The sequence below is a fragment of the Providencia sp. PROV272 genome, from assembly GCF_049901975.1.
Classification (GTDB): Bacteria; Pseudomonadota; Gammaproteobacteria; order Enterobacterales; family Enterobacteriaceae; genus Providencia; species Providencia stuartii.
This window is the reverse complement of the sequence record NZ_CP096291.1, coordinates 3,617,793-3,643,490: the sequence shown is the minus strand read 5'-3', so window position 1 is coordinate 3,643,490 and position 25,698 is coordinate 3,617,793. Positions and strand designations below refer to the sequence as shown.

At 43.8% G+C, this 25,698-nt stretch carries 21 protein-coding genes and 1 riboswitch; of the genes, 9 read left to right on the top strand and 12 right to left on the bottom strand.

The genetic code is table 11. The annotated features are described in order from the left end of the window. Nucleotides 1-190: 190 nt before the first annotated feature. Nucleotides 191-1,654, top strand: coding sequence for an MFS transporter (locus M1E93_RS16855; protein WP_104873244.1), 1,464 nt, complete (start codon nucleotides 191-193; stop codon nucleotides 1,652-1,654). Nucleotides 1,655-1,711: 57 nt separating this feature from the next. Here M1E93_RS16855 and rpoD read toward each other — a convergent pair whose 3' ends face one another. The 3 genes from rpoD to rpsU all read right to left on the bottom strand — a co-directional run bounded on the left by rpoD (nucleotide 1,712) and on the right by rpsU (nucleotide 5,813). Beyond that, nucleotides 1,712-3,619, bottom strand: a complete 1,908-nt coding sequence (rpoD, locus tag M1E93_RS16850) for an RNA polymerase sigma factor RpoD (RefSeq protein ID WP_120752680.1) — start codon at nucleotides 3,617-3,619, stop codon at nucleotides 1,712-1,714. Between the two features lie 117 nt (nucleotides 3,620-3,736). After that, nucleotides 3,737-5,482: a DNA primase gene (dnaG, locus tag M1E93_RS16845; RefSeq protein WP_104873245.1), complete on the bottom strand. Its 1,746-nt coding sequence runs from the start codon at nucleotides 5,480-5,482 to the stop codon at nucleotides 3,737-3,739. A 115-nt stretch (nucleotides 5,483-5,597) separates the two neighbouring features. Next, entirely contained in the window at nucleotides 5,598-5,813 is a 216-nt protein-coding gene (gene rpsU, locus M1E93_RS16840; RefSeq protein WP_001144069.1) for a 30S ribosomal protein S21, read from the bottom strand. Nucleotides 5,814-6,139: 326 nt separating this feature from the next. Between rpsU and tsaD the strand changes: the two genes are divergently transcribed. Continuing rightward, complete coding sequence (gene tsaD, locus M1E93_RS16835) at nucleotides 6,140-7,168, top strand: tRNA (adenosine(37)-N6)-threonylcarbamoyltransferase complex transferase subunit TsaD (RefSeq protein WP_004925183.1); 1,029 nt, start codon at nucleotides 6,140-6,142, stop codon at nucleotides 7,166-7,168. Nucleotides 7,169-7,275: 107 nt separating this feature from the next. Here tsaD and M1E93_RS16830 read toward each other — a convergent pair whose 3' ends face one another. Both M1E93_RS16830 and plsY read right to left on the bottom strand, forming a co-directional pair. After that, nucleotides 7,276-8,808: a methyl-accepting chemotaxis protein gene (locus tag M1E93_RS16830; protein WP_104873246.1), complete on the bottom strand. Its 1,533-nt coding sequence runs from the start codon at nucleotides 8,806-8,808 to the stop codon at nucleotides 7,276-7,278. 199 nt (nucleotides 8,809-9,007) lie between these two features. Continuing rightward, a complete protein-coding gene (plsY, locus tag M1E93_RS16825; protein WP_014657630.1) occupies nucleotides 9,008-9,664 on the bottom strand; it encodes a glycerol-3-phosphate 1-O-acyltransferase PlsY in 657 nt (218 codons plus the stop codon). A 114-nt stretch (nucleotides 9,665-9,778) separates the two neighbouring features. On the opposite strand from plsY, the gene folB reads away from it, so the two are divergent. Then, entirely contained in the window at nucleotides 9,779-10,138 is a 360-nt protein-coding gene (gene folB / locus M1E93_RS16820; protein ID WP_004925173.1) for a bifunctional dihydroneopterin aldolase/7,8-dihydroneopterin epimerase, read from the top strand. 44 nt (nucleotides 10,139-10,182) lie between these two features. Here the strand turns inward: folB and M1E93_RS16815 are convergent, their stop codons facing one another. Beyond that, a complete protein-coding gene (locus tag M1E93_RS16815) occupies nucleotides 10,183-11,427 on the bottom strand; it encodes a multifunctional CCA addition/repair protein (protein ID WP_104873629.1) in 1,245 nt (414 codons plus the stop codon). 9 nt (nucleotides 11,428-11,436) lie between these two features. Further along, complete coding sequence (locus M1E93_RS16810; protein WP_426207031.1) at nucleotides 11,437-12,054, bottom strand: TIGR04211 family SH3 domain-containing protein; 618 nt, start codon at nucleotides 12,052-12,054, stop codon at nucleotides 11,437-11,439. A gap of 391 nt (nucleotides 12,055-12,445) precedes the next feature. Here M1E93_RS16810 and M1E93_RS16805 point away from each other — a divergent pair, with 391 nt between their 5' ends. The 3 genes from M1E93_RS16805 (at nucleotide 12,446) to hldE (ending at nucleotide 17,781) form a co-directional block, all read left to right on the top strand. Further along, nucleotides 12,446-13,408: an inorganic triphosphatase gene (locus M1E93_RS16805; RefSeq protein ID WP_104873247.1), complete on the top strand. Its 963-nt coding sequence runs from the start codon at nucleotides 12,446-12,448 to the stop codon at nucleotides 13,406-13,408. Between the two features lie 9 nt (nucleotides 13,409-13,417). Continuing rightward, entirely contained in the window at nucleotides 13,418-16,279 is a 2,862-nt protein-coding gene (glnE, locus tag M1E93_RS16800) for a bifunctional [glutamate--ammonia ligase]-adenylyl-L-tyrosine phosphorylase/[glutamate--ammonia-ligase] adenylyltransferase (protein ID WP_053109743.1), read from the top strand. 71 nt (nucleotides 16,280-16,350) lie between these two features. Then, complete coding sequence (gene hldE / locus M1E93_RS16795; protein ID WP_004925155.1) at nucleotides 16,351-17,781, top strand: bifunctional D-glycero-beta-D-manno-heptose-7-phosphate kinase/D-glycero-beta-D-manno-heptose 1-phosphate adenylyltransferase HldE; 1,431 nt, start codon at nucleotides 16,351-16,353, stop codon at nucleotides 17,779-17,781. 94 nt (nucleotides 17,782-17,875) lie between these two features. On the opposite strand, the gene ubiK is transcribed toward hldE, so the two are convergent. Next, nucleotides 17,876-18,160, bottom strand: a complete 285-nt coding sequence (ubiK, locus tag M1E93_RS16790; protein ID WP_004925153.1) for a ubiquinone biosynthesis accessory factor UbiK — start codon at nucleotides 18,158-18,160, stop codon at nucleotides 17,876-17,878. A 281-nt stretch (nucleotides 18,161-18,441) separates the two neighbouring features. Then, a riboswitch (FMN riboswitch) is annotated at nucleotides 18,442-18,592 on the top strand. A gap of 156 nt (nucleotides 18,593-18,748) precedes the next feature. Here ubiK and ribB point away from each other — a divergent pair. Together ribB and ygiD are read left to right on the top strand one after the other, a co-directional pair. Next, on the top strand, nucleotides 18,749-19,402 hold the full coding sequence (ribB, locus tag M1E93_RS16785; protein WP_104873248.1) for a 3,4-dihydroxy-2-butanone-4-phosphate synthase: 654 nt from the start codon (nucleotides 18,749-18,751) through the stop codon (nucleotides 19,400-19,402). 165 nt (nucleotides 19,403-19,567) lie between these two features. Continuing rightward, nucleotides 19,568-20,356 carry a 4,5-DOPA dioxygenase extradiol gene (ygiD, locus tag M1E93_RS16780; RefSeq protein WP_104873249.1) on the top strand — a complete coding sequence of 263 codons (789 nt, stop codon included), beginning with the start codon at nucleotides 19,568-19,570 and terminating at the stop codon, nucleotides 20,354-20,356. Nucleotides 20,357-20,462: 106 nt separating this feature from the next. Here ygiD and M1E93_RS16775 read toward each other — a convergent pair whose 3' ends face one another. The 4 genes from M1E93_RS16775 to tolC form a co-directional block, all read right to left on the bottom strand. Continuing rightward, the gene (locus tag M1E93_RS16775) at nucleotides 20,463-21,623 is read right to left on the bottom strand and encodes a glutathionylspermidine synthase family protein (RefSeq protein ID WP_060561409.1); all 1,161 of its coding nucleotides are present in this window, start codon (nucleotides 21,621-21,623) and stop codon (nucleotides 20,463-20,465) included. Nucleotides 21,624-21,629: 6 nt separating this feature from the next. Continuing rightward, nucleotides 21,630-22,328: a DUF1190 family protein gene (locus tag M1E93_RS16770; RefSeq protein WP_004925139.1), complete on the bottom strand. Its 699-nt coding sequence runs from the start codon at nucleotides 22,326-22,328 to the stop codon at nucleotides 21,630-21,632. 489 nt (nucleotides 22,329-22,817) lie between these two features. Beyond that, nucleotides 22,818-23,021: a hypothetical protein gene (locus M1E93_RS16765; protein ID WP_127891330.1), complete on the bottom strand. Its 204-nt coding sequence runs from the start codon at nucleotides 23,019-23,021 to the stop codon at nucleotides 22,818-22,820. 316 nt (nucleotides 23,022-23,337) lie between these two features. Then, entirely contained in the window at nucleotides 23,338-24,714 is a 1,377-nt protein-coding gene (tolC, locus tag M1E93_RS16760) for an outer membrane channel protein TolC (RefSeq protein WP_004925132.1), read from the bottom strand. Between the two features lie 343 nt (nucleotides 24,715-25,057). Between tolC and nudF the strand changes: the two genes are divergently transcribed. Beyond that, nucleotides 25,058-25,696 carry an ADP-ribose diphosphatase gene (nudF, locus tag M1E93_RS16755; RefSeq protein WP_004925129.1) on the top strand — a complete coding sequence of 213 codons (639 nt, stop codon included), beginning with the start codon at nucleotides 25,058-25,060 and terminating at the stop codon, nucleotides 25,694-25,696. Nucleotides 25,697-25,698 lie beyond the last annotated feature (2 nt).

Sequence of the window (25,698 nt, the reverse complement as noted above, 5' to 3'; positions counted from 1 at the left end):
TATGAATTGATAAAGTAGGCTTGGTTTATCAACATCCCCCTATAACTTAGTTAATGATCCCTTTTCATTAAACCTACAGGCGTGATCTTATTGATCCCTAACATTAAATGATATTCAATCTCATTTGTTATTGACCGTCGGTCGGTCGATAATTATGATAAAGGCATCATTTGATGGGAAGGTGAGAATAATGAAACGTCTTTTTTTGATCTCTGCCGTTTGTTTAGGCACGTTTATGGCGACATTAGATATCAGCATCGTCAATGTTGCATTACCTGCAATTCAACGGGATCTCAATGCTGATATGGGAATGCTCCAGTGGATCATTGATGCTTATGCGCTTTGTTTATCTGCATTGATTTTGTCTGTGGGGCCGATTAGTGATCGTTATGGGCGTAAAAAAGTGTGGCTAGCAGGGATCGCCATTTTTACACTTGGCTCTGCCCTTTGCGCGATAGCGACGACAACAAATATGCTGATTTGGGGAAGAGTGACCCAAGGCATTGCGGCAGCAGCACTGATCCCCGGTGCTTTATCTATTATTACCCAAGCATTTTTGAATGATATTGAGCGAGTGAAGATAATCGGGATCTGGTCTGCTGTGAGTGCATTGTCATTGATAATTGGTCCTATTTTAGGCGGGTTATTAGTTGAACTGTTTGATTGGCCAACGATCTTTTTAATTAATCTTCCTCTTGGAATAGTCACTTTGTTGTTGGGTTGGATAGGCATTGATGAAAGTGCAGATCCCGAGAAAGCCGCCTTTGATCCATTAGGCCAATGCTTGAGTATTGTTGCGCTTGCGGGTGTCACATATGGCTTAATTGAAGCAGGAGCGCAAGGGTGGGGAAGCGTTATGACGATAGGGGGATTAACTGTAGGTTTTCTCGCTTTGATCAGTTTTGTGATAGTCGAAATGAAAGTCGCAAGGCCTTTATTTCCCATCTTTTTGTTTAAAACTAATCAATACTTTTTTCAATATAACGTGGCCTCTTTTACGCTTGGTTTTGCGACCTACAGCAATGTATTTTTTATCGCCTTATTTCTACAAAAAGGGCAGGGCTGGGGAGCCTTTGAGGCAGGATTGCGTATGGCTCCTGAATTTGTTGCCATGGCACTATTTTCTTTCTCTTTCGGTCACTTGACTCGATTGACGAGTGTCAGAAATTTAATGATTTTAGGGTTTGTGCTTATTGCACTAACATCTACTGCGCTTGGTTTGGTGAATGCAGATACGGCTTATACGGTTATTGCTTTGCTTTTATTTGTGCTGGGGGCTGGGATGGGAATGGCGACACCGGCGATAGGAGCTTTGATTATGGGGAGTGTTGATAAAGCCTATTCAGGGGTTGCCTCCGCGGTGATGAATGCGTTACGGCAAACAGGCATGACATTGGGGATCGCACTATTAGGGACATTAATGACGCATCAAGCACTCAATCAATTACAGCATGATGAAATGTTAATGGCAACCGTACCTGCTCAAGAAGTCAGTTTACTTATTAATAATACTTCATCAGTTACTTTGCCTTATGTTGCTCAAGCTGTTCGAGCAGCAATGACATCAGGGTTTAATGTGGCGATGATAGGTGGGGCGGGTGTTGTGGTTTTCACGCTATGGTTGATTGTTAAACGTCGAAAAGTGAACATTTAGTGTATTAATTAGGCGAATAAAAAAAACACCTGCCGAAGCAGGTGTTTAAAGACTGAATTATTCGTCAAGGAAGCTACGTAGAACTTCTGAGCGGCTTGGATGACGCAATTTACGCAGTGCTTTTGCTTCGATCTGACGGATACGCTCACGGGTAACATCGAACTGTTTACCCACTTCTTCTAGCGTGTGGTCAGTGTTCATATCGATACCAAAACGCATACGCAGTACTTTTGCTTCACGTGCAGTCAAGCCAGCTAATACTTCATGAGTTGCCGAACGTAGACTTTCTGAAGTTGCTGAGTCTAATGGCAGTTCTAAAGTATTATCTTCAATGAAATCGCCGAGATGTGAATCTTCATCATCACCAATTGGCGTCTCCATAGAGATAGGCTCTTTAGCTATTTTCAGTACCTTACGGATCTTATCTTCCGGCATCATCATGCGTTCCGCTAACTCTTCTGGTGAAGGTTCACGGCCCATTTCCTGTAGCATCTGACGAGAGATACGGTTCAATTTATTGATGGTTTCAATCATGTGAACAGGAATACGGATGGTACGAGCCTGATCTGCGATAGAACGCGTAATTGCCTGACGGATCCACCAAGTTGCATAGGTCGAGAATTTATAACCACGGCGATATTCAAACTTATCAACCGCTTTCATCAGACCGATATTCCCTTCTTGGATCAAGTCAAGGAACTGCAAACCACGGTTGGTATATTTTTTCGCGATCGAAATAACCAGACGCAAGTTCGCTTCAACCATCTCTTTTTTCGCACGGCGAGCTTTGGCTTCACCAATAGACATGCGACGGTTGATATCTTTCACCTGCTCAATAGTCAGGCCTGTTTCTTCTTCAATTTGACGTAATCTTTGCAGACAACGCAAAATCTCTTCTTCAACTTCAACCAGCTTTTCACACCAAGGCTTGTTCATCGCTTTGGCGGCTGTTAGCCAAGTTTCACTGGTTTCATTACCGCTAAATAGCGTGATGAAGTTTTTCTTAGGCATTTTGCACTGTTCAACACACAGTTTCATGATGGTACGCTCTTGAAGGCGAACGCGATCCATCATTTCACGCATGTTATTGACCAGATAGTCAAATTGTTTTGGCACTAAGCGGAACTGTTTGAAGACTTCAGAAAGCTCTTCAATCGCTTGTGCGGTTTGTGCATTGTTACGACCAAATTGCTTAATGTGCTGACGTGTTTTTTCGTATTGCGCGCGCAATTCGCTGAATTTTTCACGGGCTAGTTCAGGATCGATGCTGTTATCATCATCGCTATCGCTGTCATCGCCGTCTTCATCATCTTCGTCTTCATCGTCGTCTTTATCTAACTCTTCTTGTGGAAGTTCAGAGCCAACGTGTGTTGCAGTTGGTGCGAGATCTTCCTCAGCGTTAGGGTCGACGAAACCGGTGATCAGGTCGGATAAACGGCTTTCGCCTGCCTCGACGTGATCATACTGTTCAAGGAGATAAGTGATGGCTTCAGGGTACTCTGCAACAGAGCATTGAACTTGGTTTATGCCATCTTCAATACGTTTTGCGATGTCGATCTCACCCTCACGGGTTAAGAGTTCGACTGTTCCCATTTCACGCATATACATGCGCACAGGGTCTGTAGTACGACCAATTTCACTTTCAACACTGGATAGAACTTGTGCTGCAGCTTCTGCCGCATCTTCATCCGTGTCGGATGTGGTTTCAGCCAGTATCAAATCATCGGCGTCAGGTGCTTCTTCCATGACCTGGATGCCCATGTCATTAATCATCTGGATGATATCTTCAATCTGATCTGAATCGACGATATCTTCCGGCAGATGGTCGTTGACCTCAGCATAGGTTAAGTAACCTTGCTCTTTACCCTTGGTTACGAGTAGCTTAAGCTGCGACTGCGGGTTTTGCTCCATAAGACGGTATCCACACTTCTGAGTATTTAGATTGGTGTCGGTCGGCGAAACAATCGGCCAACAAGAACATTCAAAGGGGATTTTTATTATTACGCTACGCCCCTTTAAAATCGTAGCATTTTACAGGCATTTGCCTTTAGTAAATCGGCACTTAAGCCGTTTGGTATTCAGTTATGTCTTCACACGTGAAAGCGTGATTAGGCGGACTTCTGCGCGCTCTTCTGGGGTCAGCCCTTCAGTTCGTTCTTTGGCTATCAAGTAGTCAAAACGCTCGTCAAGCGCGCTATTAAATAGATGGTTTAAAGCATCTTTAAATGTCTTTTCCGCTATCTCCTCTATTTCTATATCGTTCCAAGTTGCCAGTTTTTCAAGTTGACTCGCGAATTTATTGTCACGATACAGCTCAAGCAACTGCCCAGTCGTCATACCAGGGGTGGAACGGCAAACATCAACCAATTCCTGAAATAGAGAAAGCCCCGGCATTTGGATATGGGCTATCCCCTCTAGCGAGGGAACGAATTCCGAAAAACTCGGATTCTGTACCAACAACGCGATTAAAATACGCATTGTGGTTGGTTTTAATTTCGGTGCTTGGTAATTTACCGGTTCTGCATTCTCTCTATCAATCATAGCAAGAACCTGAGAAATATCCGGTATACCAATAAAATTTCCTAGCTCTTGAGCCATATATAGGCGCAATGTTTCACCAGGTATTTGTTTTATCAAAGGGATGGCGAGCTTACTAAATTTTGCTCGTCCTTCCTGTGTTTTTAAGTCAACTTGTGGCACGAGTGAATCAAATAGAAATGACGATAATGTTTGTGCGTCATTCATTCGTAATTCAAATGCTTCTTTACCTTCTTTGCGAACTAAAGAATCAGGGTCTTCGCCATCAGGTAAAAACATAAACCGTAATTGACGACCGTCGGTCAAATAGGGCAATGCATTTTCAAGGGCTCGCCAAGCTGCCTCTCTCCCAGCACGGTCGCCGTCATAACAGCAAATAACCGTATCTGTTGAACGATAGAGCAACTGAATATGTTCAGAGGTTGTTGAGGTTCCAAGTGAGGCAACCGCATAACGGATACCGTATTGTGCCAATGCAACAACGTCCATATAGCCTTCAACAACCAGTAATTTATCAAGTTCACCGTTGTGTTGCGTTGCTTCATAGAGGCCAAATAGCTGCCGGCCTTTATGGAAAATATCGGTTTCCGGTGAGTTTAGGTATTTCGGTAATGCGTCACCTAAAACACGCCCACCAAAAGCGATAACACGCCCACGACGATCTCGAATGGGGAACATTACCCGTTCCCTGAAACGGTCATAGGTACGGCCACTATCATTCGTCACTAACATACCTGCATCATCAAGCTGTTTGCGACTTTCTGGGTTTACGGCAAATTTTTTGAGCAGGTTGTCCCATCCGACAGGGGCAAAACCTATCGAGAAATGCTCAATAACGTCAGCCGATAAACCACGTTGGCTTAAATAATCTTTGGCTTTACTTGCCGATGGATGATTTAAGGCAGCGTGGTAAAAATGGTTTATTTTCTCCATCAACTGATACAGATTTTGCCGTTGATGAAGTTCAATTTGGCTTGTGCCAGTTCCCGTTTCATAAGGAACATCAAGGCCATGTAAGGCGGATAATTCTTCGATGGCTTCAACAAAATCGAGTTTGTCGTAATTCATCAAGAAATCGATCGCATTACCATGTGCACCACAGCCAAAGCAGTAATAAAACTGCCTTTCACTGTTCACCGTGAAAGATGGTGTTTTTTCGTTATGGAACGGACAGCACGCGTGATGATTTTTACCCTGTTTCTTTAACGGGACTTTTGCATCGACTAAATCGATGATGTCGGTTCTCGCTAACAAATCATTGATAAATGAACGCGGGATTCGTCCAGCCATAAGCCTCTTTTCGCCTGTTGATGAACGATAATAAGCCGCGCTTCCCTCAGGAAAGCACGGCCTTTAACTGCTTACTAATACTGCCTGTGATGATTGCGGTGGTTACCGCGACCAATTAGTACAGGCGAGTACGGCGTGCGTTTTCGCGAGCCAGTTTCTTAGCGTGACGCTTAACAGCAGATGCTTTAGCGCGTTTACGCTCAGTCGTTGGTTTTTCATAGAATTCACGACGACGAACTTCAGCTAAGACTCCTGCTTTTTCGCAGGAACGTTTGAAACGACGTAATGCAACGTCGAATGGCTCGTTTTCACGTACTTTAATTACCGGCATGTGCCTCTCACCTCAATAGAAATCGGGTTGTTGCTGGCTTTATTCCACCAGCCGTCATTTAAAATGGTGCGGAATTTTACTTCAATGAGTACGGGTTTGTAAAGTGCCGTATAAAATTGAAACACACAAGATTACCATTTCGTTGTTTTTTTGATGAAAAAAACAGCGAGTTTAGGTAATAATGAAAATTAGCCACACGAAATTTATTACAGGGCACTGATTATAGACTATACAACAGGAAAAGTCAGCCTTTTGGCATCATAAATTATACGATAGCCTGAATTTAATGATAGACTTTGGCTCATGCAACAAACAAGGGTAGTGCAATGCGCGTTTTAGGTATCGAAACATCCTGCGATGAAACCGGGATCGCAATCTACGATGATAAGGCCGGTCTATTAGCTAATCAATTATATAGCCAAATAAAAGTTCATGCTGACTACGGTGGCGTGGTTCCTGAATTGGCCTCTCGCGATCATATTCGCAAAACGGTTCCACTCATTCAGGCCGCGCTTAAACAAGCCAATCTTACGAGTGCCGATATTGATGCGGTCGCTTATACAGCGGGGCCGGGGCTTGTAGGCGCTTTAATGGTTGGTGCCACCGTGGGACGTTCGCTAGCCTTTGCATGGGGCGTTCCTGCTGTTGCTGTTCATCATATGGAAGGGCACTTACTAGCACCGATGCTGGAGGAAAAAAGCCCTGAGTTTCCATTCGTTGCCTTATTAGTGTCAGGGGGACATACCCAGCTAATTAGTGTGACTGGTATTGGTGAATATGAATTACTCGGTGAGTCTATTGATGATGCCGCGGGTGAAGCATTTGATAAAACAGCAAAACTACTCGGGTTAGATTATCCGGGGGGGCCAGTGTTATCGCGTATGGCACAACAAGGCACAGAAGGTCGTTTTGTTTTCCCTCGACCAATGACCGACCGACCAGGGCTTGATTTTAGCTTTTCAGGGCTGAAAACCTTTGCCGCTAATACCATTCGGGAAAATGCGGATGATGAGCAAACTCGCGCAGATATTGCACGCGCTTTCGAAGATGCCGTAGTGGATACATTAGCCATAAAATGCAAGCGTGCACTTGAACAAACCGGTTTTAAACGCCTAGTTATGGCGGGGGGAGTGAGTGCCAATCGTACACTACGCGCTAAAATGGAAGAGGTGCTAAAGCAGCGTGGGGGGGAGGTGTTTTATGCACGCCCAGAGTTCTGTACTGATAATGGTGCGATGATTGCATTAGCGGGGCTGATCCGCTTAAAAGGCGGCGCGACAACAGGCTTAGGCGTTACAGTGCGCCCGCGTTGGCCATTAGCGGAGCTTCCACCATTAGTCGAAACTCGCGAATAGTATCGAAAGTGTGATTAGCGCGGCGGCCCATTTATTGTCAATTGAGTCGCCGCTAATTTATTGTCTCCCGATATCTCGTTTTCTTTTTTAGATCCAGAAACGGTGATTTAGTGCAAAATAGTTATCGCATCATCCAATCTTATCGCATGTTTTTTGACGACCTCAGAGGCATTAGCACTTTGTTCGACTAACACGGTATTTTTCTGGGCGATGGATTCGAGTTCAAAGACGGCCTGTGTGATTTCAGTGAGTCCGGCTGCTTGTTCGGAAGTTGCGTTGCTGATATGGCTGATCAGTTGGGTGACATCCTGTACTTGCTTGACCACTTCTTGCAATGTATCTCCCGTGGTGTGTACGTGCAATTTGCCTGAATGTACTTTGTTTTCACAGTCATCAATAAGGTCACGAATATCGTTTACGGCGCTCGCACTTCGGCTGGCAAGGCTACGCACTTCATCTGCAACAACCGCAAAACCTTTTCCTTGCTCTCCTGCTCGAGCTGCTTCAACAGCGGCATTAAGGGCCAATATATTGGTTTGAAAAGCGATCGTTTTAATCACATCGGTAATAGCGTTGATTTTATTCGTACTGTGAACAATTTCATCCATGGTTTGGACAACATTTTTCATGGCTTCCGCGGCATGAATTGCGGTTTCACTTGTCTGACTAGAGAGTTTATCCGCCTGTATTGTATTATCTGCGTTCATTTGTACGGACACTGACATTTGATTCATCGCCGCTACCGTTTGTTGCACATAGCCCACTGTTTTTTGGGTATGCTGTTCTAGTTCATCACAATCGTTAACTAATAGTTCACTCTCGTTGTGCACATTACTGATTTGGTAAGACACGTCGTTGGTTAACCACCGGCACACTAATCCGAGTTGACCAATAGATCGTAATATCATCCCAATTTCATCAACACGATGAAGATGGCTGATACTGTGGCACTCGCCTCTTGCCACATCAAGGGCTTGTCTAGCAACATTTTCGATAGGCTTCGCCACCATACGTTCAAGTAAAACGTTGCTAGCGGATAAGGTGATTAAGGTGAGAACGGTTGCGTGAAGAAAAGACAAGCCTTGTAGGCCCGAGAGTGCAGCAACGCTTATCCAACCCGTAAATAACAGGATCATCAGTAATCGAATACGCCAACGTATCGACAGCGCAGGGTATTGTCCAAACCAGTGCTTTGCTAACACGAGGCCTTTATGTAATTTATGAGGGGGGCGCCCTTGGTTTAATGCCCGATAGAGCGGCTCAGCACTGGCGATTTCTTCTCGTGAGGCTTTTGTTCGAAGCGACATATAACCCGTGATAACACCTTCTCTCATCATTGGGCAAATATTGGCTCTAACCCAATAGTGATCACCGTTTTTACGGCGATTTTTTACAATACCAGTCCATGGCTCCCCCTTTTTTAAGGTACTCCACATGTCCGCAAAGGCTGCTTTAGGCATATCAGGGTGGCGAATGATGTTATGAGGTTGGTTCATCAGTTCCAAGAGTGAATAACCACTTACTTTAATAAAGTCATCGTTTGCGTGAGTGATATTGCCATCTAAATCACTCGTGGTCATCAGTGTGGTATCGTCTTCTAATTGATATTCGTTTTGTGTAATAAAGGGAATGCTCGTCATAAATACACCATTATAATTGTTGAGTTTCTCAATGGTATATTTCGACTTATTTCAAATTATCATTAGGCATTATTTATAATAATTTGATGTTTATCTGATTTTTACCCGCAATATCACTTAAGTTTGGTACAGAGTTTGGATAGGAGTAGGTCAATTATGTTGAAAGCATAAAAAAGGCTGTTATGACAGCCTCTTAATATTAATCTTCTTGTTCCTGCTCTTTTGCTTCTTGAGCGATTTCTTTCGGGGTTTTTTGTTTCTTATTTTTGAGCTTTTGCCAAATACGACTTTCTTGCCCGCGCCATAAACGTTGAATATTACCATGATGGCGCACTAAGACGAGGCAGGAGAGCATCGCCACAGGGAAGGTGAACTCGGGCTTAAACCACCAAACATAGAATGGGGCAAGTAGTGCACCGATAATGGCACCTAATGAAGAGTAGCCGCTAAGAAGTACCGTGAGTAACCAAGTGCCCGCAATTAAGCCAGAAAGATCCCAGCCGATAGCGGCGATAGAGCCAAATGCCGTTGCGACACCTTTCCCGCCTTTAAAACGGAAGAAAACGGGGTAAATATGTCCCAGACAAGCTGCAATCGCGACAAAGCCAAGATAGAATGGAGGAACTTTTAGATAATAAGCCAACCAAACCGGGATCATCCCCTTTAGGACGTCACAAATGAGCACTGCGGCTGCGGCTAATTTACCGCCGACGCGCAAGACGTTGGTTGCTCCAGGGTTACCTGAGCCGTGTTGACGAGGGTCGGGCAATCTTGCCAATCGGCAGATCAGTATAGCACTTGAAACTGAGCCACAAAGGTAGGCAAAGATTATCATGCCAAGCGCGGTTGCACTCATAGCAAACTCCAAAACAGTTGGGGTATATATACACAATTTATTTCACTCATTGGATAATACGCATATTTTCCATGAAGTGGTATCAATTCAGCACATAAACGAGAAAATGACGTGATGGATATCGTATTTATTGAACAATTATCAGTCATCACCACCATTGGTGTATATGACTGGGAACAAAAAATTGAGCAGAAACTCGTGCTCGATATCGAAATGGGATGGGATAACAAACGAGCATCAAGGAGCGATAATGTCACCGATTGTCTCGATTACGCGCAAATTAGCCAAGCCATTATGGATCATGTCAGTAAAAACAAATTTGGCTTAGTAGAACGTGTCGCGGAAGAAGTCGCTCAACTTCTATTAGGTCATTTTTGTTGCCCTTGGGTACGCATTAAAGTTGCTAAGCCAGGCGCAGTTGTGCGGGCGAAAAGTGTGGGTGTTATTATTGAAAGAGGCACTAGACCCGCTTAAAACTGAAAAGAAAGATAGGGCGGTGTATCGCCGCCAACTATCGGTTAGGCATTAATAGGTAACAGTGTTTGCTGTTGCCGCCACTGTTCAATCTGTTCAATGCGTTGGCGAGTCAGCTCTTCTCGGATTTTGGGACCTTGAAACCCTTGCTCAACAATAGGCTTAACGCTAACCGTTTGGGCAACATGAAAAGCTTGGCGAAAAAACTCCGCTTGTGGATACGCTTGCTGTTCAAAGCCAGCGCGACCACGCGCATCAGCTTCACTAATCACCCCCAATTGGGCTATTCGCTCAGGTTTACGCCAACTGTCTAATCCATCAAATAATTGAACCAGCTCTTGGGCTGTTAATCGATTTATGACATGAATTTTATCATGGAAACGAGCGGTTAGGCGTGCAAGCTCCCTCGCGCTATTAGGAATTTTTAAGCGATCACACAAGTTATCGATTAGGGCAACGCCAGCTTCGCCATGATGAGGATGGCTAGGCCAGATAGTTTTGGGAGTGAGTGCCTTACCGACATCGTGGCACAGTGCAGAGAAGCGAATATCAACATCAGTGGAAAGTTGGGCGGCCATACGTAACACCATTAGGGTGTGTATCCCCGTATCAATTTCTGGGTGCCATTTGGCAGGAGCTGGCACGCCAAACAAATTATCGATTTCGGGAAATAGCACGGCAAGGGCCCCACATTGACGGAGTACCTCAAAGTAGACCTGCGGTGATTTGGACTTCAAGGCTTTTTCGGTTTCTGCCCAAACACGTTCAGCGGTTAGATGAGTAAGTTCACCAGATGCCGTCATGGTTTGCATTAACGATAGGGTTTCGGGGGCAATATGAAAACCTTGTTCAGCGTAACGAGCGGCAAAACGCGCTACGCGTAAAACGCGTAGTGGATCCTCAGCAAATGCCTCAGACACATGACGTAAGACTCTCGCCTTTAAGTCATCGACCCCATTATAGGGATCGGTCAACTGTCCTTGGTCATCTTTAGCGATGGCATTGATAGTGAGATCACGGCGTAGAAGATCATCTTCAATGGTCACGTCTGGGGTGGAATAGCAACTGAATCCAGTATACCCTGCGCCTGTTTTGCGCTCAGTTCTTGCTAGAGCGTACTCTTCATGGGTTTGAGGGTGAAGAAATACCGGGAAGTCTTTCCCCACTTGCTGGAAACCTTGGGCCAACATCGTTTCAGGTGTTGACCCTACCACCACATAGTCTCTATCTGAGACCGGAAGGCCAAGCAGTTCATCTCGTACCGCTCCACCGACCAGATATACTTTCATCATTAATTTTTAGCTCATCCAACGATCATTACGTTTTTTACGGCGCGGAATAATATGCGGCAGGATCAGACCAAAAATAAGCCCAGCCCCCGCAACACCACCACCACACATAAACCATTGTAATATGAGTTCACGACGACGGTCATCAAGGTTAACTTCCGCAATTTCTAATTTCTTGCCAGACTTAATAAGCTCATTTTTCAATTTTTCATTTTCGGCTTTCAATTGGTTGACGATTTTATCGTTATCGGCAACGCGCTGTTGCATATCCGCCGTGCGTGTATTCCACGTATTATCAATATTTTCGAGTTGCTGACGTAATTTTTGATTTTCGGCTTCTAACTCAGGAATACGTATTTTCATACTCGGTGTGTCACTGAGTTGGTTTTCTGGAAGCCATACTGTACGCCCACGTTCGTCTTTGACTTGAGCGAAATTACCATCCGTTGAGATAAGCTCAACACTTTCACCCGCATTGAGTGTGCCAACAATCCGATATTTTGTTCCTGGCCCACTATGCACATAAGTTGATAAGTCATCAGAAATATAACGTTTTTCAGCGGCAACGGTGCTGACTGATAGGCTTAGCCCCATGATTGAAAGGAGTAATAATGGTATTTTTCGCATAGTATTTACTTTCTATTATTTATGGTGAATGAATGCGGCATATGTGTAGACATACTCTAGATCATTCGAGTTGCGGCTAGACGGTGAGTGAGCGAAATAGATAGCGATGCCATTCGCGCGGATGACTTAGTCAACAAAAACTCAGCGTGTTGCGACAACTTGAAGTACGACGAGTACAAATACTAAAGAGTTAAGTGTGCGTGTGCAAATGTAAAACCAGAATGGGAACTATCCTAACTCACTATATAGCGTATAATTCCTTGCATTTCTTGACATAAACACCTGAAATAAATTGAGAGCATAGAATTTTTGGTTTCTTTGCGCTTTGTTTTCTCACTCGGCGCTGATTGGGGTAATATAATTGCAGAGAAATTATCAATTAAGGAAATGTATGAGCCACCTAGAAGTTGAACTGAAATTGGCTGCTCAAACCACGGCAATTGAGCCAGTACGCCAATTTTTATCGACACTTTCCCACCAACATACTGAACCAAAGAAACTGACTAATATCTATTTCGACACTGAAACACGCCAACTGCGCCAATGGGATATGGGATTGCGTATTCGCGGTTGTGATGGTCGTTATGAAATGACCATTAAAACGGCAGGACAAGTGATTGGCGGATTGCATCAACGTCCTGAATATAATGTTGATATTGATGCACCAGAGCTCAATTTACCCGCTTTTCCCGTCGAAATTTGGCCAAAAGGCACCGATGTCCAGCAATTACAGTCACAATTACAGATCCTTTTTAGTACTAATTTTACCCGTGAAAAATGGCTAGTGACATTTGAAGACAGTGAAATCGAAATTGTTTTCGATCAGGGGGAAATTTCTGCTGGCTCCCGAGATCTTCCTATTCAAGAATTTGAATTAGAACTTAAAAAAGGTTTCGTTGCAGATGTACTGAATTTAGCGAAAAAGCTAGCCGACATTGATGGTTTGCGCCTCTCTTCCACCAGTAAAGCTGCGAGAGGCTATTCATTGATGCAAACAGAGCGCGCGCCATTGCAACAGCCAGAAACGGTGTTTGATTATGAGCAACAGCCCATAGAACAAGCATTGATGCATATGCAGCAGCTAAGCCAACAGCATGAAGCCTATTGGCTAGCCGATGAGGCGGGTGCCCGTGAAGGGCTTGATGTCTTTTTACGCTTTGTCCAAGCGTTTTTGGTGCATTATCGCAACTCTGCCCCCCAGTTTGTGCAGGATATTCCTTTAGAGCAGCTTCGCGCGGATCTTGCCGATGATAAACTGAGTGCAGAAACCTTTTGCTACAGTAGCCGCTGGTTAAAATGTAAATTGGCCTTCACGCAGTGGTTAATTGCCTTGAAATATACTGATATTCATTAAGGTGTTGATATGCATCCTTTTCCTGAGTTGCTACACAGCCAACGAGAGCGGGTTATCGCACGTTTGGCCGATCATGGAAGTGAATTACTGCCTCTGAGTGATGAAGAAGCCATCGTACTAAGTTTTAGTGACTTTGTGTTAAAGCAGGTTTTAGCGCATTCACGTTTTTTGCAGCAGATCCGTGAGCAACGACCTAGCCCTAGCGAATGGCAACATTATGAGCAGTGGCTTGGAAAGGATTTGGAATCGGTGGTAGATGAAGATCATTTGATGCGAGTATTGCGGACATTTCGCCATCAAATGCTAGTCAGAGCCGCTTGGATGCAAGCCTTAAAGATCAGTTCGGAAAAAGAAACCTTACAGCAACTGAGTCATTTAGCGGAAACCGTGATCGTTGCCGCAAGAGATTGGTTATATCAGCAATATAGTCAATCGTGGGGAACGCCTTGTGATAGCGAAGGTAACCCACAGCCATTACTGGTTCTTGGGATGGGGAAACTGGGTGGTGGAGAGCTTAATTTTTCCTCTGATATCGATTTGATTTTTGCCTATCCCGAAAATGGCGTAACACGCGGTGGACGCAAAGAGCTAGATAACGCGCAATTTTTTACCCGTCTAGGACAAAAGTTGATCCGCGTCCTCGATCAAGTCACGGTTGAGGGCTTTGTCTATCGTGTCGATATGCGTTTACGCCCATTTGGTGACAGTGGGCCTTTGGTGTTCAGTTTCTCTGCTTTAGAGGATTATTATCAAGAGCAAGGGCGAGATTGGGAACGTTATGCAATGGTTAAAGCACGTATTATGGGGCCAGATAGCCTACATTATGCAGATACATTGCGTCAGTTACTACGTCCCTTCGTCTATCGCCGTTATATCGATTTTAGTGTGATTCAATCGCTACGTAATATGAAAAATATGATTGAGCGAGAGGTTCGCCGTCGGGGGCTGGTCGATAATATTAAACTTGGGGCTGGTGGCATTCGAGAAATTGAATTTATCACTCAAGTTTTTCAGTTGATCCGTGGCGGCCGCGAACCGGCACTGCAATCACAATCATTACTGCTAGCCATGAAAGGTATTCGAGAGCTTGAACTGCTTCCTGCCGAGCAAGTCGAACTGCTACAAGAGAATTATCTCTTTTTACGGCGGGTGGAAAATTTATTGCAAAGTATTGATGACCAGCAAACCCAGACTCTACCAGATGATGCTCTCAATCAAGCCCGTTTAGCTTGGGGGATGGGCTTTGAACACTGGCAGGCTTTTTATCAAGAACTCATGCAGAAAATGGCGATGGTTCATCATATTTTTACTGAACAAATTGGTCAGGATGATGAAGAAGAGCGTCAAGATAGCTTCGATGAGATCTATATCACCTTGTGGCAAGGGGAGCTTACTAAAGAGGAGTTAGCCCCTTACTTGCCTTCTCAGGACGAGGAAGTTGCCCAGAAAATCATTCATGGCATTTTGATGTTTCGTCACGACCTCAATAAACGCACGATAGGGCCGCGTGGGCGAGATGTTCTTGATGAATTAATGCCTAAATTATTGGCAAAAGTGGGAGAGCGGGCGGATGCAGGGCAAGTTGTCGAACGTCTAACACCACTTTTATTAAGCATAGTTAGCCGAACAACCTATTTAGAGTTGATGCTTGAATTTGATGAAGTATTGACTCACGTTATTCGCTTATGTGCCGCATCCCCAATGATTGCGGAGCAGCTTGCCCGCCACCCATTATTGCTTGATGAGCTACTCGATCCGAAGTCCCTTTACCAACCTCTACCTTTAACCGCATATCGTGATGAATTGCGTCAATATTTAATGCGAGTGCCAGAAGAAGATGAAGAGCAACAGCTAGAGGCATTAAGGCAATTTAAACAAGCACAATTATTGCGTATTGCTGCGGAAGATATTACGGGCGTCTTGCCAGTGATGAAAGTCAGTGATCATTTAACCTATTTGGCTGAAGCGATCATTGATGCCGTTGTTCATCAAGCATGGCAAAAAATGGTGAAACGCTACGGTGAGCCAGCACATCTTGCTCAATTAGATGAAAAACAATATGGTTTTGCGGTATTGGGATATGGGAAATTAGGCGGCTGGGAGCTTGGCTACAGTTCCGATTTGGATTTGGTGTTTCTATTCGATTGCCCTATCGGGGTTGTCACGAATGGTGAGCGTTCAATAGACGCAAGGCAATTTTATTTACGTGTTGCACAGCGCATTATTCATCTATTTAGTACCCGTACAGCCTCTGGGGTACTGTATGAAGTGGATGCCCGTTTAAGGCCATCAGGGGAGTCTGGTATGTTAGTCAGTACCATTGAAGCCTTTGATGATTATCAAAAAAATGAAGCATGGACATGGGAACATCAGGCATTGATCCGAGCTAGAATGGTATTTGGCGATGCTAGATTACAACAAGAGTTTAATCGTATTCGCCATGAAACCTTATGTACTCCACAAGATGCAGAAACATTACGTCAGCAAGTACGTGATATGCGGTTGAAAATGCATCAACACTTAGGGAGCCATCAAAGTAACCTATTTGATTTGAAAGCTGATCCGGGGGGCATTACCGATATTGAATTTATCGCACAATACCTTGTTTTACGCTACGCACCTGAAAACCCATCGTTAACTCGTTGGTCTGATAATGTCCGTATCTTTGAACTTATGGCTCAACATGCGTTGATGCCTGAAAATGAAGCCAATGCTTTAACTCAGGCGTATGTGACTATGCGTGATGAATTACATCATCTTGCTTTGCAATCATTGCCAAGTAGAGTGGATATCAGCCAGTTTGTCGTTGAGCGTGAACAGGTTTTAGCGAGTTGGGAAAAATGGCTAGGGGCGGTCGAATCGCATCATTAACGCGGCCTATTGCTTTGTGATAATATCGCGTTAATTAATTACAGCTTCCTTTTGAAAACTGGAGTTTTGGGATGAAAGTAACACTCCCTGATTATAAACAAGCAGGTGTACTTGTTGTTGGTGATGTCATGTTAGACCGCTATTGGCATGGCCCAGCGAGTCGTATCTCACCAGAAGCACCGGTGCCGGTGGTTAAAGTCAATATGGTTGAAGAGCGTCCTGGTGGTGCTGCTAACGTAGCCATGAATATTGCTTCATTAGGCGCCAACTCTCGCCTTGTTGGCTTGACGGGAATTGACGATGCGGCAAAAGCACTCACTGAAAGTTTGAATGCTGTAAAAGTACGTTGTGACTTTGTGGCAATCCCAACTCATCCCACGATTACGAAATTACGGGTGTTGTCACGTAATCAACAACTGATCCGCCTTGATTTTGAAGAAGGCTTTGAAAATATTGATGTTCAACCTTTGCTAGAACGTATTGAACAAGCCTTGCCACATATTGGTGCATTGGTATTGTCAGATTATGCTAAAGGGGCATTATCGCAAGTACAAAAAATGATTGCCTTGGCAAACAAAGCCGGCGTGCCTGTTCTGATTGATCCGAAAGGGAGTGATTTTGAACGCTACCGTGGTGCGACGTTGCTGACACCAAATATGTCTGAGTTTGAAGCCATTGTCGGTCGTTGCCGTGATAACCAAGATGTTGAAGAGAAGGGGATGAATTTATTGAAATCCCTCGATTTAACAGCGTTATTGATCACACGATCTGAGCAAGGGATGAGCCTGATCCGCCGTGATGAGCCACCGCTACATTTACCGACAGAAGCGCAAGAAGTTTATGATGTAACAGGGGCGGGGGATACGGTCATTGGCGTATTGGCGGCCTCTATTGCTTCAGGTCGCCCTCTGCATGAGGCATGTGCGTTAGCTAACGCTGCGGCAGGTGTGGTCGTTGGAAAATTGGGGACTTCAACCGTTTCCCCTATCGAGTTAGAGAATGCGATCCGCGGCCGTGCCGATAACGGTTTTGGTGTGATGGATGAAAAGCAGCTAAAACAGGCTGTGGCAAACGCAAGGTTGCGTGGCGAACGTGTGGTGATGACAAATGGTTGTTTTGATATTCTGCATGCAGGCCATGTTTCGTACCTTGCTAATGCTCGTAAGCTAGGGGATAGGCTAATCGTCGCCGTAAATAGTGATGCTTCGACGCGCCGCCTTAAAGGGGAAACTCGCCCCGTCAATCCGCTGGAGCAGCGTATGATTGTGCTAGGAGCGTTGGAATCTGTCGATTGGGTCGTTCCTTTTGAAGAAGACACGCCACAACGTTTAATTAGTGAAGTGCTACCTGATGTTCTGGTGAAAGGGGGAGATTATCGCCCTGAAGAGATAGCTGGGAGCGAGGAAGTTTGGGCTGCGGGTGGTGAGGTTAAAGTACTGAACTTTGAAGATGGTATTTCAACGACGAATATCATTAAAAATATTATGAAAACCAGCAAATAAGCTACAAACATACCGTTGATAAGGCCTGTGATAGATGTGGCACAGGTCTTATCAAAATTCGTCGTATAGCGCTACCGCCTAGGGGAGCAAGAAATTATTCTTGTTCAGATGGCTTCTCTTCAAGCGCTTTTGGTTCACCAAAACGCTCTTCTAATGCTTTCACTCGTTGTTCCATTTGCGCTAACTTTTCGCGTGTACGCAATAACACTTGGGTTTGAATATCAAACTCTTCGCGGCTTACAAGGTCAAGTTTACTGAGTTGTGACTGAAGCAGTGAACGTAGTTTCTTATCAAAATCTTCACCCAAATCACGGACGCCTTTTGGTAAAGCACCTTGAATTTGGCGGGCTACTTGTTCAATTTTTTTCGGATCGAGCATTCGCGGGTCCTTAAGTTTTAAAAGATCAATTTACCGATAGTGTAATACTAGAATGCTTTGTAATAAAGCCCATATGCACCTTGTGCAGCAAGTTGAGATAAAGGTGTGCAAGATAGGCCTGTCTTCCTCAATTGCTCATCCTCACTTAAGCGTATCTAATGTGTGACTTGAATGAATAATGCTTCGTTTTTTATTGATTTTTTTTGACAGAAAATGTGAGTTAGCCGTTAATTTTGGGTTTGCCCGTTGCACGTTGTAATTATTGGCGTTATATTGAATGCGCTTATCTCAGGGCGGGGTGGAAGTCCCCACCGGCGGTAACATGCCTAGGCATGAAGCCCGCGAGCGCTTTATCATTTGTTAGGGTAAAGGTCAGCAGATCCAGTGTGAATCTGGAGCCGACGGTTATAGTCCGGATGGGAGAGAATAACGGTATTAGCATCATTGTGCTATCGAAGCACTGTATTGCTTTTCATATCTGAATTGGCAGAGCGCACACTCGTGGCTGTTTTGTTTATTCAGTTCTCATACTCCTAAGACTGCCCTGATTCTGGTAACTAATAAATTATTACTTAAGAGGTTTTTACCATGAATCAGACGCTACTTTCCGAATTCGGTAATCCAATCGAACGTGTTGAACGTGCCATTGCAGCATTGCGCCAAGGCCAAGGTGTGCTTGTGCTCGATGATGAAGATCGTGAAAATGAAGGCGACCTTGTTTTTGCCGCAGAAACAATGACGCCAGAACAAATGGCCATGACTATCCGCTATAGTAGCGGGATTGTGTGCCTGTGCATTACGGAAGAACGCCGTAAACAGCTTGAATTGCCTATGATGGTGCAAAATAATACCAGCCAAAACAATACTGCTTTTACGGTAACGATTGAGGCAGCTAAAGGGGTAACGACGGGCGTTTCAGCAGCAGACCGCATCACAACAATCCGTGCTGCCATTGCTGATAATGCAACGCCGGCAGATCTACATCATCCAGGACATGTGTTCCCGCTGCGTGGTCGTGATGGCGGGGTTCTGACTCGTCGTGGTCATACAGAGGCGAGCATTGATTTAGCGACACTAGCTGGGTTTAAACCCGCGGGAGTGTTGTGCGAATTGACTAACGATGATGGCACAATGGCTCGCGCACCGAACGTCGTTGCTTTTGCTAAAGAACATGGTATGACCGTTTTAACAATTGAAGATCTGGTTGCATACCGTTTGCAGATGGAAAAGAAAGCGAGCTAAGCAAACAGAGAGTTAGACATTTAGCATCGAATTTTAAGCCACAAAGTTGCACACCTTTGTGGCTTATTCAATTTATTTGACGAAGATGCTCAGCACCATCTACTGTGATTTATTATTAAACTGCGTATGCTGAGATAATAATGTGTAAGATGGAGCATGAAACTCATGTCAGCGAACAAAATGCCAGCGGTTTTTATTGGCCATGGCAGCCCAATGAATGCGATATCAGATAACCAATATACTCAGGCATGGGCAGCTCTTGGGCAGTCGCTGCCTAAACCCAAAGCTATCTTGATGATCTCGGCACATTGGTATACTCGAGGAACCGCCGTCACCGCGATGGCTCAGCCAAGAACCATTCATGATTTTGGCGGCTTTCCTGAACCTTTGTATCAAGTGCAATATCCAGCATCAGGCTCCCCTGAACTAGCTCAGCAAGTCGCCGATTTATTAGCGCCATTACCAGTCTATTTAGATAAAAGTGAATGGGGGCTAGATCACGGTGCATGGGAGATCCTCGTTCGTATGTATCCTCAAGCAGATATTCCAGTCGTTCAATTGAGTATTGATGGAACAAAACCTGCGGCTTGGCACTTAGAAGTGGGGCGTAAGCTGGCCTCATTAAGAGAGCAGGGAGTGATGATTATGGCTAGTGGGAATGTGGTGCATAATCTGAGGGAAATGAATTGGCAAAATGCGAATGTTGAGGCGTACCCTTGGGCGCGTTCGTTTGAGCAATTTGTGATTGAGCACCTAACAAGCAAGCAGTTACCTCACCCTTTGACAGCGGCTCTTATACGGGAAGATGGGAGGCGTTCTAACCCTTCACCGGAGCATTTTTTACCTTTGTTGTATGTGATTGGTAGTTGGGATGGTAAAGAAGCAATATCTACCCCGACAGAAGGGATTGTATCAGGCTCTTTGAGCATGCTATCGGTGCAAGTAGGTGAATAACAGGCTAGGAAAGGTAAACAAAAATGACTTTCCCGCGTTGAAGGTAAATTTACTGCCTTGTGTTTTTAGTGGAAGAAAACGGCATGGTTAACATGCCGTTTGTCTATCAGTCAATAATGACATGAGGATAGAAGCGAGAGAGGTCTTGAGTGATAAGCTCTTTGTCTTCGCGAATACAGATACCCGCAGGTTGATCATTCACTAACCAACTTCCTACTAATGTATAGTTACCTTCAAATTGAGGTAGCGGATGGAACTGCTGGATGATCATGCCTTCTTCGCCATATGGACCATCTGCTGAGGCAATCTCTTGGCCTTTTTCAATCACACGAATATTCGCCCCTTCGCGAGAAAATAGTGGTTTGATCACATAACTTTCAAGCTCTGGTTTTTCGCCATCAGCAAAGTAAGCTGGCAACAAATTAGGATGATTTGGGAACATTTCCCATAACATTGGTAGCAGTGCTTTATTCGAAATAATGCTCTTCCAAGCTGGCTCTAACCAACGTACACCGGCATCTTCCAATTTGGTAGAAAAAATTTCTCTGAGCATAAATTCCCACGGATACAGTTTAAACAGATTACTAATGATCTGATCCTGTGTATCTGTGAATTCACCTCTTTCACCTAAGCCAATTTCATCCATATAAAGGAATTCAGTTGCGACACCTGCTTCATGAGCACAATCTTGTAGGTACTGAACAGTGCCACGATCTTCATCGGTATCACGGCAGCACGCCATATGCAGCAGACGGAAACCATGTTGATCTTTAAGCTGAGTGAAACGTTCGATCAACTGCTCTTGAATACTGTTAAATTGATCGGCGTTTTCAGGTAGTTTCCCTGCATTGACCTGATCTTCCAACCAAATCCACTGGAAAAAGGCTGACTCATAGAGCGATGTCGGTGTATCAGCATTATTCTCTAGTAGCTTAGGAGGGTTAACTCCATCGTAGGCCAGATCAAGGCGTGAATAGAGCGAAGGTTGGCTCGTCTTCCACGATTGGCGTACAAACTCCCAACAGTGTTTTGGGATTTGAAAGCGTGCAAGTAACTCATCACTTTCAATAACCCGTTCAACCACTTTTAAACACATTTGGTGTAATTCAGCAGTGGCATCTTCAATTTCTTCAATTTGCGCCATTGAGAATTGATAGTAAGCGTCTTCAGACCAGTATGGCTCGCCATACATGGTATGAAAACCAAAGCCAAATTCAGCTGCTTTTTCGCGCCAATCAGGGCGCTCAATAATTGGTACTCGTTTCATTACTTATCAACCACCCATTGAACGGGAAGATGAAGAAGATTTAGACGAGGAAGATTTCTGTGCCATCGCTTGCTTATTCACCGTGTCGCCAAAGCCACCACGAGTGATGGTGGAAGTGGTTGGTGGCTTAGGTGCCATTGCTGTTTTTGGTACGCTGATAGAACGCCCACCTGCAACAGCAGGACCATAGCTTTTACCTGTAGCATCGACAAATTTGCCATTAGCTGGGCTAGCTGGATTTTTAGAGCTAAAAAGAGGTTGTGAAGGTGCACTACCGCCCATCATTCGACCCATCATGTAACCCATCATCAATGGCATCCACATGCTACCAGAGCTACTTTGTGCTTGAGCTGTTTGTTCACCATTACCTGCGGTACTTGAGAAACTAGCCTGTGCAGGTGCTTGAGTACACATTGCTTCGCCAAATTCGGCGATACAATCTTCTTTCGTTGCATATTTAGGGGCTGTTTTTGCCGCTTCTTGTAATGCATTGTTGTAGGCTAAAGTACATTGTTCAGCTTGAGAAGGATTAGCTTGGCTACAATCCTGCGCATTGGTATACAGAGAAACAGTCTCATCGCTTTCTTCACAAGCGGAGAGCATAAATACAGCACTAACGGCAATAGCAACGGGTGCTAAGCGATATGAACGCCAAGACTTACGAAATGCGTCTTGATTAATATGCTTGGTACGCTTCATGGTCATGGTAATTACCCTGAATTAAGAGTGAGTAAGAGGTTAGTTTTGTTGACTCTAGGATAGGGGAAATACGTTGAAAATTAAAGCAGAAATGCCAATGAAATGCGATTAAATAATAAATTTTGCAAATTCCTCGTCAGAATTAATACGCAAGAGAAGTTATTTTAGAAAAAGTATAACTATTTTTGTTTTATTTCAATAAATTATATTTTGTTTGTTTTTTGATTTATTACTTAATGTTTCTCATCAGAGTTGGCTGATTTTGCACAAAGAAATAATCAATAAAGTCTGGTTGCACTCTTTTAGATAGCAAAAACGATATTTATACGAATTTCTACTATTACTACATGATGTTTTAGGCTTTTTATAAAATCAAAAACCCTGTTTTATGGTGATTATTCACTAAATAAAAGGGCTTTATCAGTTAAAGATACTTTGCTTGCTAAATAATGGGTGGTTTAAATTCATAAACACACCCATGCACATTAGTCCCAATTATGGTCTTGGTGGAATTTTAGATTTATGTTTTCTTGGGGCTTTTTTCTTTTTTGGCGGTGGTGTTGGCTTTTTATTTTTATGTGCTTTAACTGGTGATGCTGAAATTTTTGCCTCAGTATGATGAGAGCGTGGGGATGCTTGTGCACCCATAGTTGGCAGTATAAGCGTCGTGCATAATGCAAGAAGAATAAATCTCTTCATAATATTTCCATCTGTTATCTATCAATTAAGGAGCTCGTTTTATATCACTCCCTAATTATTGAGAAAAATGGCTTTGCATTCACTGACGCAAACTCCATAATTTATGCTAGATTTCATTGTAACCTATTGAATTTATTTTATATTAATAGATTTTGTTAATTTATTGATGGAGGAGAAAACACAAATGTTTCACTGATGACAGCGTGCAATTTAGGCCGTGGTGATCATCAACGTGTTTAAGAAAGGAAAGTTAAAAAAGGAGGGAGGTTGGCGCGAATAAAAAGGGGCCGACTTATCGACCCCTTTAAAGTTGTTATTACCTAATTTGTGGTGTTTCAATATTGCGAATAATGCTGCTAGGTGAGGTTGAAACCTCTTTGCCTAGGCTTGCATTAAGGCGAGCAATATCTTCTTCATTGAGTGTGCCACGAGCAAACTCAATGTTTAATTGGTTAATCATGTAATCATAACGTGCATTAGACAGGTTTTGTTTTGCCTGATACAGCGCGGTAGTTGCGGTTAACACGTCAACAATCGTACGAGTTCCCACTTGGTAACCAGCTTCCATCGCATCTAATGAACTTTGTGCAGAGACAACGACTTGTTTGTACGCATTGATGCTACTGATAGAAGATGACACGTTGTTATATGAAGAACGTACCAACTGAATTACGTTACGATAAACACTCTCAAGTTGCTCACTGGCACCTTGGAAACCATATTGTGCTTGTTCAACTTGTGAACTCACCGCACCACCACTATAAAGTGGTAAGCTTAAGGTTAAGCCAATGCTGTTTTGACCAGTATAGCTATTGCGATCTAACCCGTTGAAGTTGCTGCCATGGTTATGTGTATTGGCAACGCTGGTAGCCGCATCAAGATTGATGGTTGGCATATGCCCAGTTTCCGCTAAACGAATGTTTTCACGTGAAACATCTTGTGCTAAACGAGCGCTCAGTAAGCTTAGGTTACGCTCTTCCGCTTCTTTTAAAATTGCATCAACCTGATCAGGAGTCACGGTTTTAAAACGATCGATATTCAGTGAAGCCAGTTGATTGTAGTAAACACCGCTGACCTGACGCAGTTTTTCAACCGCATTTTCTAAGTCATTACGGCCTGAAACTTCTTGTGCTAACACGCTATCGTAGTTTGCACGGGCGTTTTGTACGTCAGTGATAGCCACTAAGCCCACGTTAAAGCGTTGGGTCGTTTGATCGAGTTGACGGTAAACGGCTTCTTTATTTGCTTCGATATAGGATAGCGCGTCAATCGCTTTTAATACGTTAAAGTAAGCTGTTGCAGTATCCAAAATCAGTTGCTGTTGGCTGGTTTGATACGAAACATCCGTGATACCCGCGGTTTTTTCTTGGACGCTGAGTTGACGCCATTTTGACATATCAAAAACGACTTGGGTCAATTTCAAAGAAGCATTGAGACCGTTGCTTTCAGTATTTCTCGTATCGCGATAACCACTGCCATATGTTATACCGGCCCCTAAACCTAATTGTGGTAATAATGGGCTACGGGATTCATTAATCTTTTCAAAAGCTTGGTTACGTTCCGCTAATGATTTTCTTAGATCAGGGTTACTTTCTTTGGATTTTTGGTAAACCTGAAGTAGATCTTCTGCGTAGCTATTCGTACTGAGACCCACAAAACTTAATGCAATAAAAAGGGGAAGCAGTTTCTTCATTTGGATTCCTTGATTAAACAGCAAATAAGTTCAGCCTGTTACCTGTGCCCCACTGGCATAAGTGAGGAGAGAGCCGAGATAAATAGGACAAACTGGAACCTATATGTAAATAAATCATCATCACTAGAAATACTTGTCAAAAACAGACCTTGTTGTTGCCTATATATTTCAGTTCATATTGACGCTTATTGTAACAGAGTATCGCATAGGTTAACGGTAGCGTTTTGTGCCATTTTGTCTCAATTTGTTTAAACATTAACTCATATAAAGGGAAAAAGCCCTAAAAACTGTTTTATTCCATAATTTTTCCTTAATATGGAAAACATCAGCTTAGGAGATTGTTATGACAAAAAATGTAGAGCAGCCAATTAAATATAATAAAAATGATGTTGAAATTATATCTAAGCGTAAATTATTTAATGGTTTTTTTCAAATGATTGAATACCGCTTTCGCCATCGATTATTTGAGGGGGGTTGGAGCGAAGAAATTACTCGTGAGGTCTTTGAACGCGGGCACGCCGGCGTTATCTTACCCTATGATCCTGAAGCCGATAAGGTTGTGCTTATTGAGCAGATTAGGTTGCCTGCCATAGAAACCAGTCAAACGCCATGGTTACTTGAAGCGGTTGCAGGAATGATAGAAACCGATGAAACTGCAGAGCAAGTAGTACGTCGTGAAGCTGACGAAGAAGCCGGATTGGTCATTGGTCGCACTGAAAAAGCATTAAGCTATTTATCGAGTCCTGGGGGCACCTCTGAACGTATGTATGTGTATGTTGGTGAGGTTGACAGTTCCCATGCTTCTGGTATCCATGGTTTAAAATCAGAAAATGAAGATATCCGTGTCCATGTGGTTAGCCGTGAGCAGGCTTATCAATGGGTTGAGGAGGGGATTATTGATAATGCGGCAACGGTCATTGTGCTCCAGTGGCTACAGCTTAATTACAAAAAATTGCAACAAAAATGGGTGAAACTGTCTTAAAT